This window comes from Janthinobacterium lyxosi (assembly GCF_051380665.1).
Lineage (GTDB): Bacteria > Pseudomonadota > Gammaproteobacteria > Burkholderiales > Burkholderiaceae_D > Janthinobacterium.
Genome location: NZ_JBNYXM010000002.1, coordinates 298,007 through 305,210, shown reverse-complemented (window position 1 = coordinate 305,210; position 7,204 = coordinate 298,007). Strand labels below are relative to the sequence as shown.

Here is a 7,204-nt window from a genome sequence, read left to right as displayed (position 1 = left end):
CTGATTCATCACTCCGACCGTGGCAGCCAGTACTGCGCCCACGACTATCAAAAACTGGTGAAACAATTTGGCATGCAGGCGTCCATGTCGCGCAGAGGAAACTGCTACGACAACGCGTCCATGGAAAGCTTCTGGGGCAGCTTGAAAAATGAGCTGGTGCACCATCAACGTTACGCCACCCGGGCCGACGCGAAAGCTGCGATACAGGAATACATCGAAAGCTTTTACAACCGCCAGCGGCGCCACTCGCGCCTCGGCAATGTTCCGCCCGCGTTGTTTGCTGAAAAATTCAGCAAACAACCACAGGCGGCTTGAAACAAGAGTGTCCGCTATTGACAGTACACCTCATAGAACGCTGCATAATGCGAACTGCAAATGGTATGCTGAAGAAAACGACTCATTTTATGTGGATTTGGTAAAAGATCGAGCAAGAGCAAAAATATTTGAACCAGAATTAAAAGAAAAAATTTATGTACTGATAGTAATTATATTGGGTAAAGATTTCAGTGGGGAGTTTCCTATTTCTGTTTATTGGAATGATAAAGATAAACACGTGTGGATCGGCGTTGATTGTGACGAGGTTGAGATAGAGAAATTAAATTCAAATCAACGTTTGAAGGAGCGAACTGCGAAAGCGTTGAGGGAAATATATCGATATGAAGGTTTTTTCATATTTCAGGACGATATAGCTTTTTAATTTTATTATTTATATTTTATTTAATTGAAATTATTAAATATGTGCGCATGGAATAAGTTATATTCCCGGTGCTGATTGCCTGCCTTATTTCGAGTAGGCACCGGGGGTATATAAGGGGGCATGGTGCAAGCGGAGCATTAAGAATAATAAGCATCCTAGGGCATTCTTTCAATGATAGGAATCCCCCTCTCCGCCACAGACGAAAAAGAAAAAGCTACCCTCGGGTAGCTTTTTTTTCGTCTGTACGCGGAGAGAAGCACGCCCCCTGCGGGGCGTGCGCGGGGGATTCGAAGGGGCGGGCCTACCGGCCCGGCCCTCTCCGAATCTACTGACTGCTGCCGCTGCGCGGCAGCCTCGCGCGCCTGCGGCGCGCGTTCGTGGTTCTAATTAGGTTTCGACTTAGCAGGCTTTTACGGCGCCCGATGCATGAGTCCGTGTTCAAATGGCGGACCTGACCCCGGCACCTGACCCCGGCACCCAGCGCCTATCGATGGCGCGCCGGAGCGCAGGGGGGCAGCTGGTACCCAGCGGGGAGCGCAAGAAGAAAGGAAAAACGACGCTCAGCTACCGTCTGGAAGGCAGCTATCCAGACGGCAAGTGGTTGCAATGCCGTTACGGCGTGCATGGCGAAGTAACACTGTCGAGGAGAATGGACGACAGTGTCAGCCATTGCGAATTTACCTACAGGAAGGGGCGCAAGGCCGGGCAGAGCGAGATCGATATCGATTGCCGTTAATTCATTTTGGCATCGCCGGTATCGCCAGGCGGGCCTGCGGGTGAAGTACAAAAAATGCCGTTCAGCTTGGTCTGAACGGCATTCTGGTTTGGGCGCTGTCTGCGGCGTAAGCACAAACTCACCATCCGCCCATCTATTTCCTACCCTCGCCAACCATCTTCACCGCCAACCCCGTGAACACGCCCCCCATCATCCATCTTTGCACCGCCACCCAACCCGGCCGGCTTGCCAGAAACCCCGCAATCGACCCAGCCATCACCGCAATCGCCGCATTCACCACCAAGCTGATGGAAATCTGCACGCCACCCAGCACCACCGATTGCACCAAAATACTCCCATGCCCCGGCGTAATGAATTGCGGCAACAGCGACAAATACATGACGGTAATCTTGGGATTGGCCAGATTGGTAATCAAGCCCATGAGAAAGAGTTTGCGCGGCCCATCGACAGGCAGGTCGCGCACGGCAAACGCCGAGCGTCCGCCCGGCTTGACGGCTTGCCAGGCCAGGTACAGCAAATAGGCGGCGCCGCCGAAGCGCAGGGCATCGTAGGCGTAGGGCACGGCAAAGACAAAGGCGGTAATGCCGAAGGCGGCGCACAGCATGTAGAACAGGAAGCCGACGGCGACTCCGCCGAGCGAGATGAAGCCGGCGCGGCGGCCCTGGCTGATGGAGCGGGAAATCAGGTAGATCATGTTGGGGCCGGGAGTCAACGCCATGCCCAGGGCCACGAGTCCAAACATCAGCAAGGCTGTTACATCAGGCACTGCGCACCTCCACGGGAAAAAGTTGACCGTAAGCCATCCGAAGGCCAAGATTAGCACAGCTGAAAGTTGCCTGCCGGACATGGCAATATTGCTGCGCATGTTTCATCCCGCAGACGCAAAAAAACCCGCCGAAGCGGGTTTTTCACTCTACAGCCAAGCCAAAAACTTAGAACTGGTTCATGGTGTTGTCTTTACCAGCCGCCTTCAACGCCGCTTCGCCGCTGAAGTAATCCTTGTGATCGTCGCCGATGTCCGAACCGGACATGTTTTGATGTTTCACGCAGGCGATGCCCTGGCGGATTTCCTTGCGCTGCACGCCGGCCACGTAGCCCAGCATGCCCTGGTCGCCGAAGTATTCCTTGGCCAGGTTGTCGGTCGACAAGGCGGCCGTGTGGTAGGTAGGCAGGGTGATCAGGTGATGGAAGATGCCGGCTTCGCGGGCCGAGTCGGCCTGGAAGGTGCGGATTTTCTCGTCGGCCGTGATCGCCAATTCTGTCTGGTCGTATTCCACGCTCATCAGCTGGGCGCGTTCGTAGGCGGACACGTCCTTGCCGTCGGCCTTCATGATGTCATACACCTGCTGGCGGAAGTTCAGGGTCCAGTTGAACGATGGGCTGTTGTTGTACACCAGCTTGGCGTTCGGGATGACCTTGCGGATTTCGCTGACCATGCCGCCGATTTGCGCGATGTGCGGTTTTTCCGTTTCGATCCACAGCAGGTCGGCGCCGTTTTGCAGCGAGGTGATGCAGTCGAGCACGCAACGCTCTTCACCGGAACCGGCGCGGAACTGGAACAGGTTGCTCGGCAGGCGTTTTGGACGCAGCAGCTTGCCTTCGCGCTTGATGATGACGTCGCCATTGCCCAGCGCGTCGGCCGACACTTCTTCGCAGTCGAGGAAGGCATTGTATTGGTCGCCCAGGTCGCCTGGTTCATTGGTGACGGCGATCTGCTTGGTCAGGCCGGCGCCCAGCGAATCGGTACGGGCAACGATGATGCCGTCGTCCACGCCCAGTTCCAGGAAGGCGTAGCGGATGGCGCGGATCTTGGCCAGGAAGTCTTCGTGCGGTACCGTGACTTTACCGTCCTGGTGGCCGCATTGTTTCTCGTCGGACACCTGGTTTTCGATCTGGATGCAGCAGGCGCCAGCTTCGATGAACTGTTTCGCCAGCAGGTACGTTGCTTCGGCATTGCCGAAACCGGCGTCGATGTCGGCGATGATGGGCACGACGTGGGTGATGTGGCCGTCGATCTTGGCCTGGATGGCTTGCTTCTCAGCACCTTGGGCCGCGTCCAGCTGGCGGAACAGGCCGCCGAGTTCGCGGGCATCGGCCTGGCGCAGGAAAGTGTACAGCTCCTTGATCAGGGCCGAGACGGCGGTTTTTTCATGCATCGACTGGTCTGGCAGCGGACCGAACTCGGAGCGCAGGGCAGCGACCATCCAGCCGGACAGGTAGAGGTAGCGGCGGTCGGTGCTGTTGAAGTGCTTCTTGATCGAAATCATCTTCTGTTGACCGATGAAACCGTGCCAGCAACCGAGCGACTGGGTGTACTTGGATGGGTCCGCATCGTAGGCAGCCATGTCGTTGCGCATGATCTTGGCCGTGTAGCGGGCGATGTCCAGGCCGGTCTTGAACTTGTTCTGGGCGCGCATGCGGGCGGCGGACTCGGGATTGATGGCGTTCCATGCGCTACCTTGTTGCTCTTTCAAACCGGCAACAGCCTTGATGTCGTCTTGATATTGGGACATGTGTATCTCCTAAAGAAAAACTAAGTTTGAGAAAATCGTCGAGTGCGCCACTTTGTCGATGCGAACTGCATGACTAAATAGTAGGCCGATTGGCACCGATGTTCAAGTCTTATATAAGACATATAACTTAAATTTATTCCTTATTTTTCAAAGACTTAATTATAATTTTTCAGGATGTGGAATGAATTTTCAAAAAGTGAGAGCATTCATGGCTGAGTCCAATGTTTGGGATTCCGCAATGTGAAACGCCTTTTCAGATTTTGGTGCAGCGCGACAAATCGGGGTGAAAGGAGCCACCCGAACGTAGCGCTGGCTTGTGTATGCCTGCTGGCAATGTGCAGAGGACCTTGCGGCGATGCTTTTTTCAGCGCAGATGTCGTATGCCGGCCACAGCTTAGCGGACAAGGTGGGGCGCTGGCGCAGGGCAAGGGCGGGACAGCGCGTCGATCACGTCCGCCGTTGCCACCACTTGCGCATACTCGCCATGCAAATTGGCCAGCGCCATTGCATGCACCTCGTCCGCCGTTCTTGGCGTGCCCGCATAGTCGACTTGAGCAAACGCAAAGCACGCATCGGCGACGACTTGCGTGGCAAAGCCCAGATTGCCTGCAGTGCGCGCGCTTGACTCCACGGAATTATTGGTGCTGACGCCCACGATGACCAGCTTGCTGATGCTGCGCACGCGCAACCAGCGTTCCAGTCCCGAGTGGATGAAGGCATCCGGCACATTTTTTTCCACGACATGCTCTTCCGGTAAAGGCGCCAGCGCCGCCTGGAATTCAACGCCGGGCTGGCCGGGCCAGAAGGGCGAGCCTGGCGTTCTGGAAATGTGGCGCACATGTACGACGGTGGCGTCCGCTGCGCGCCAGGCTTGCAGCAGGGTGGCAATCTGGTGTTCCGCACCGGGATTGTTGCGGCTTCCGGCAGTGGGGCTGGCCATGCCTTGTTGCATGTCGATGATGATCAGTGCGGGATGGTGGGCATGCATGTTGGTAGCCTGGGAGGGGGGCAGGCGCACCTGGCGCCTGCCTGGAGAAATAGTGCTGGGGTGATTACCGCAGGGGCGCGAATCTAGCGTCCCACGGTCTGCCGCTGGTCCTTGATGAACAGCGCCGTCAGCATGCCCACCACGCACACGCCGATCACATAATAGGCGGGGCCCAGCACGTTGTTCTTCAGCATCAGGGTCACGACCACGGGCGTCAGGCCGCCGAAAATCGCGTACGACAAGTTGTAGGAAAACGACAGTCCCGAGAAGCGCACCTGGGCCGGAAACGCTTGCACCAGCACGTAGGGCACGGCGCCGACGACGCCGACGCACAGGCCCGTCATGGCGTACAGGGGCAGCAGCAGGTCGGGGCGGCTGCCGATGGTGGTGTAGAAAATATACGTGCTGATGGCCAGCAGCACGGAGCCGACGAAGATCACGCGCTTGCCGCCCAGGCGGTCGGCCAGCATGCCGGCGATGATGCAGCCGAAGGCCAGGCACAGGGTGGCCACGGTATTGGCCACCAGGGTGGTGCGCGGGGCGATGTGGTGGATCTTTTGCAGCAGGGCCGGCGTCATCAAAATGACGACGACGATGCCGGCCGACAGCATCCACGTCAGCAGCATCGACACGGCGACGGCGCCGCGGTGGCTGCGCAGCACGGATTTCAATGGCATTTCCGTGGACAGGGCCTTGCGCTGCTGCATTTCTGCGAAGACGGGGGTCTCATGCAGCCAGCGGCGCAGATACATGGCGCCAAAGCCGAAGATGCCACCCAGCAAGAACGGATAGCGCCAGGCGCCGCCCGTCACTTCTTCCGGCGTGTAGACGGTGTTCAAGCCCATCGCCACGAGCGAACCGAGCAGGATGCCCACCGTCAGGCCGGCCGTCAGCGTGCCGCAGGCAAAGCCCGTGAAACGGCTAGGAACGTGTTCCGAGACAAACACCCAGGCGCCCGGCACTTCGCCACCCACGGCCGCGCCCTGGAAGACGCGCATCAAGAGCAGCAGCAGCGGGGCGGCCAGGCCGATGGTGGCGTAGGTCGGCAGCAGGCCGATCAGCAGTGTCGGCACGGCCATCATCAGGATGGACAGGGTGAACATGCGCTTGCGGCCCAGCAAGTCGCCGAAGTGGGCCATGACGATGCCGCCCAGCGGGCGCACCACGTAGCCGGCGGCAAAGATGCCGAAGGTTTGCAGCAAACGCAGCCATTCCGGCATTTCTGGCGGGAAGAACAGCTGGCCGATGGCGTTGGCGAAGAAGACGAAGATGATGAAATCGTAGAATTCCAGCGCGCCACCGAGTGCGGCCAGCGACAGGGTCTTATAGTCTTGCTGGGTGAGGGGGCGTGTTGCTGCGTTGCTTGCGGCGGTGTTGGAAGTAGGCATGTGTCTCGTTCTTGTGTGTTATCGGAGATTGCCCGACCTAGCATACGCATTTCCGCCGCGTGAGTAAACGCGTGGGGATGGGCAGTCGCCTCAGCTGTCCTTAATACAACGTCGCTATCATCAGCATTGACTTCATTGGAAAGGACACAGTATGCATATCATGATCGTGGGCGCCAGCCGGGGCCTGGGACGCGCGCTGGTGGACGGTTTGCTCGCTGACGGACATGCCGTCATCGGCGTATCGCGCCAGCAAGCTGCCGACTTGCCCACCGGCCAGGGCACACAGCTGCAATGGATCGCGGCGGACCTGTCTGTGCCGACCGAGGCCGTTGAACGCATTGCGCGTGTAGCGCCCGCCGCGCTGGACGCGGTGATCTACAACCTGGGCGTGTGGGAAGAAAAAGCCTTCAGCGACGACTACGCTTTCCTCGGCGATACGGACGACGCCATCGTCGACATGGTCAATACCAACATCACGGCGACCATTTTGCTGCTCAAGCGCCTGGTGCCGCGCTTGCTGGCCAGCAGCAAGCCGCAGCTGATACTCACGGGGTCCACTTCCGGCCTGCGCCAGAGCGGCCGCCCGGAAGTAACGTTCAGCGCCTCGAAATTCGCCCTGAACGGCATCGCCGATGCCTTGCGTGAAGGTTTCCGCGCACAGGGACTGGCCGTGACGGCGCTGCAGCTGGGCTATTTGAATACCTACGATGGCTTGTCGGTGCCGCTGGCGGACGCCGCTGCGCGGGGCGAAGGCGAGCTGATCCCCGTGCATGACGTCGTTGCCGTCGTGCGTATGCTGCTGAGCCTATCGAATGCCTCGTTCGTGCGCGAACTGGTGCTGCCGGCGCTGCGCGACGAGCGTTTCTGACTGTTACGCGTCTT

Annotated in this window: 8 protein-coding genes; 4 read left to right on the top strand and 4 right to left on the bottom strand. The window is 58.4% G+C overall.

The features are described from left to right. From ACQ4WP_RS03295 to ACQ4WP_RS03285, 3 genes are all read left to right on the top strand, one after another. On the top strand, nt 1–315 hold a 315-nt coding region (locus ACQ4WP_RS03295), incomplete at its 5' end, for an integrase core domain-containing protein (protein ID WP_436518657.1). A gap of 7 nt (nt 316–322) precedes the next feature. Then, on the top strand, nt 323–697 hold the full coding sequence (locus ACQ4WP_RS03290; RefSeq protein ID WP_436518656.1) for a hypothetical protein: 375 nt from the start codon (nt 323–325) through the stop codon (nt 695–697). A gap of 442 nt (nt 698–1,139) precedes the next feature. Continuing rightward, nucleotides 1,140–1,433, top strand: a complete 294-nt coding sequence (locus ACQ4WP_RS03285) for an STY0301 family protein (RefSeq protein WP_436518655.1) — start codon at nt 1,140–1,142, stop codon at nt 1,431–1,433. Nucleotides 1,434–1,566: 133 nt separating this feature from the next. On the opposite strand, the gene ACQ4WP_RS03280 is transcribed toward ACQ4WP_RS03285, so the two are convergent. The 4 genes from ACQ4WP_RS03280 to ACQ4WP_RS03265 form a co-directional block, all read right to left on the bottom strand. Beyond that, nucleotides 1,567–2,199 carry a LysE family translocator gene (locus ACQ4WP_RS03280; protein WP_436518663.1) on the bottom strand — a complete coding sequence of 211 codons (633 nt, stop codon included), beginning with the start codon at nt 2,197–2,199 and terminating at the stop codon, nt 1,567–1,569. Between the two features lie 166 nt (nt 2,200–2,365). Further along, a complete protein-coding gene (locus ACQ4WP_RS03275) occupies nt 2,366–3,946 on the bottom strand; it encodes an isocitrate lyase (protein ID WP_436518654.1) in 1,581 nt (526 codons plus the stop codon). A 394-nt stretch (nt 3,947–4,340) separates the two neighbouring features. Next, nucleotides 4,341–4,934 (bottom strand): cysteine hydrolase family protein, encoded by a 594-nt coding sequence (locus ACQ4WP_RS03270; RefSeq protein WP_436518653.1) that lies wholly within the window; start codon nt 4,932–4,934, stop codon nt 4,341–4,343. An 83-nt stretch (nt 4,935–5,017) separates the two neighbouring features. Further along, nucleotides 5,018–6,322 carry an MFS transporter gene (locus tag ACQ4WP_RS03265; RefSeq protein ID WP_436518652.1) on the bottom strand — a complete coding sequence of 435 codons (1,305 nt, stop codon included), beginning with the start codon at nt 6,320–6,322 and terminating at the stop codon, nt 5,018–5,020. 151 nt (nt 6,323–6,473) lie between these two features. On the opposite strand from ACQ4WP_RS03265, the gene ACQ4WP_RS03260 reads away from it, so the two are divergent. Beyond that, a complete protein-coding gene (locus ACQ4WP_RS03260) occupies nt 6,474–7,190 on the top strand; it encodes an SDR family NAD(P)-dependent oxidoreductase (RefSeq protein WP_436518651.1) in 717 nt (238 codons plus the stop codon). The last annotated feature ends 14 nt before the right edge of the window (nt 7,191–7,204 follow it).

What these genes read in the sequence shown, in the direction of transcription:
- ACQ4WP_RS03285 (WP_436518655.1), top strand. Translation starts at nt 1,140, where the DNA reads ATGGCGGACCTGACCCCGGCACCTGACCCCGGCACCCAGCGCCTATCG.
- ACQ4WP_RS03275 (WP_436518654.1), bottom strand. Translation starts at nt 3,946, where the DNA reads ATGTCCCAATATCAAGACGACATCAAGGCTGTTGCCGGTTTGAAAGAG.
- ACQ4WP_RS03270 (WP_436518653.1), bottom strand. Translation starts at nt 4,934, where the DNA reads ATGCATGCCCACCATCCCGCACTGATCATCATCGACATGCAACAAGGC.
- ACQ4WP_RS03265 (WP_436518652.1), bottom strand. Translation starts at nt 6,322, where the DNA reads ATGCCTACTTCCAACACCGCCGCAAGCAACGCAGCAACACGCCCCCTC.
- ACQ4WP_RS03260 (WP_436518651.1), top strand. Translation starts at nt 6,474, where the DNA reads ATGCATATCATGATCGTGGGCGCCAGCCGGGGCCTGGGACGCGCGCTG.